Annotated in this window: 1 protein-coding gene and 1 pseudogene; one reads left to right on the top strand and one right to left on the bottom strand. The window is 77.1% G+C overall.

The genetic code is table 11. The features are described from left to right. Window positions 1–139: 139 nt before the first annotated feature. Entirely contained in the window at window positions 140–1,510 is a 1,371-nt protein-coding gene (locus tag ACQRUO_RS39325) for a diaminobutyrate--2-oxoglutarate transaminase family protein (RefSeq protein WP_428320985.1), read from the bottom strand. Between the two features lie 142 nt (window positions 1,511–1,652). On the opposite strand from ACQRUO_RS39325, the pseudogene ACQRUO_RS39320 reads away from it, so the two are divergent. Beyond that, a pseudogene (locus ACQRUO_RS39320) lies at window positions 1,653–1,850 on the top strand (SAM-dependent methyltransferase); the annotation flags it as partial.

Below are 1,850 nucleotides of genomic sequence, written 5' to 3'. Positions count from 1 at the left end.
CGGGCCCGGCCGGCCGCCAGCGCCTCCAGCACCGCGTCGACCAGCGGCCGCAGCGCGGCGGGGCCGGCGGCGCCGCCGGAGAGCGGGGGCAGCGGGAAGCCGTCCGCGCTCTCCCCGGCCGGGTGACTCGAGCCGTCGGTCACGCCCCACCCCGGGCGGCCGCCTCGATCGCCTCGGCCAGCCGCTCCAGCACCGCGCCGGCCTGCTCGTCGGTGATGGTCAGCGGCGGCAGCAGCCGCAGCACCGCGTCGTGCCGCCCGCCGAGCTCGACGATCAGCCCGCGGTCCAGCGCGGCGGCGCGCACCCGCACCGCGAGCGCCGGGTCCGCCGGGTGCGCGCCGCAGGAGTCCGCGGGCAACGCCGGGTCGACCAGCTCCACCCCGATCATCAGCCCGCGCCCGCGCACGTCGCCGATCACCGGCAGCCGGGTCCGCAAGGTCGTCAACTCGTCCATCAGCCGCCGCCCGACCTCGGCCGCCCGGGCGGCCAGCCCGTGCTCGGCGACGTACCGCAGGGTGGCCGCACCGGCCGCCATCGCCAGGGTGTTGCCGCGGAAGGTGCCGGTGTGCGCGCCGGGCCGCCAGCCGTCGAACTCCTCCCGGTAGACCACCACGGCCAGCGGCAGCGAGCCGCCGATCGCCTTGGAGAGCACCATCGCGTCCGGCGTGATCCCGCTGTGCTCGACCGCCCACATCGCCCCGGTCCGGCCGACGCCGGTCTGCACCTCGTCCAGGATCAGCGGGATCGACCGCTCGGCGGTGATCCGGCGCATCTCGCGCAGCCAGCCGTCCGGCGCCGGCACCGCGCCGCCCTCGCCCTGCACCGCCTCGACGATCATCGCCGCCGGCCGCACCACCCCGCCGCACGGGTCGTCGAGCAGCCGCTCGGCGTAGACCGCGGCCAGTCGCTCGCCCTCGCTGCCGCCGACCCCGAACGGACAGCGGTAGGCGAACGGGTAGGGCAGCCGGGTGACCTCGCCGCCGGACGGCAGTGCCTGCTTGACCCCGACGTTGCCGGTCAGCGCGAGCGCACCGGCGGTCATCCCGTGGTAGCCGCCGGTGCAGGCGAGCGCGCCGCGCCGGCCGGTGGCGGTCTGCATCAGCTTGAGCGCGGCCTCCACCGCGTCGGTGCCGGCCGGGCTGCAGAAGTGCACCCGGGCGCGGGCGGCGAACTCGGCGGGCAGGCTCTCCAGCAGCGCGGTGGTGAAGTCGTCCTTGTCGGCGCTGGCCAGGTCGAGCAGGTGCAGCGGGGCGCCGCCGTCCAGGGTGCGGCGGATCGCGGCGAGCACCACGGGGTGGTTGTGGCCGAGCGCCAGGGTGCCGGCCCCGGCCAGGCAGTCGAGGTAGCGGCGGCCGTCGGCGCCCTCGACGGTCATACCGGCCGCGCGCACCGGGACGATCGGGAAGGAGCGCGCGTAGGTGCGGGCGGCGGACTCGCGCACCCGCTGGCGGCGCAGGATCGCCTCGCCGGCGGCCGGGGAGTCGCAGGGGGGTTCGGCGGTGAGGGTCACGGGGGAACTCCAAAACTCGGGAGACCGAACGCGAAACTAAGGTTAGCCTTACCTTAGTTCACTACCGGTCACGAGTCGTCGCCGACCGTCCCTGTCCCACTCAACGACCCACCTCGCCCCGGGTCACGGGTAGCCTGCTCGGATGGACCCGCACGCCGCCGAACTCGCCCGCACCCGTGACTTCTTCGCGGCCCGGGCCGCCGGCTGGGAGGAGAGGTTCCCGGACGACGGCCCGCGCTACGCCGCCGCCGTCGCGGAGCTGGCCCCGCCGCCGGGGGGCGCGGTGCTGGACGCGGGGTGCGGCACCGGGCGCGCGCTGCCCGCGCTGCGGGCGGCGGTC

The organism is Kitasatospora sp. LaBMicrA B282, assembly GCF_050325825.1.
Lineage (GTDB): Bacteria > Actinomycetota > Actinomycetes > Streptomycetales > Streptomycetaceae > Kitasatospora.
This window is presented reverse-complemented; position numbering and strand designations above follow the sequence as displayed.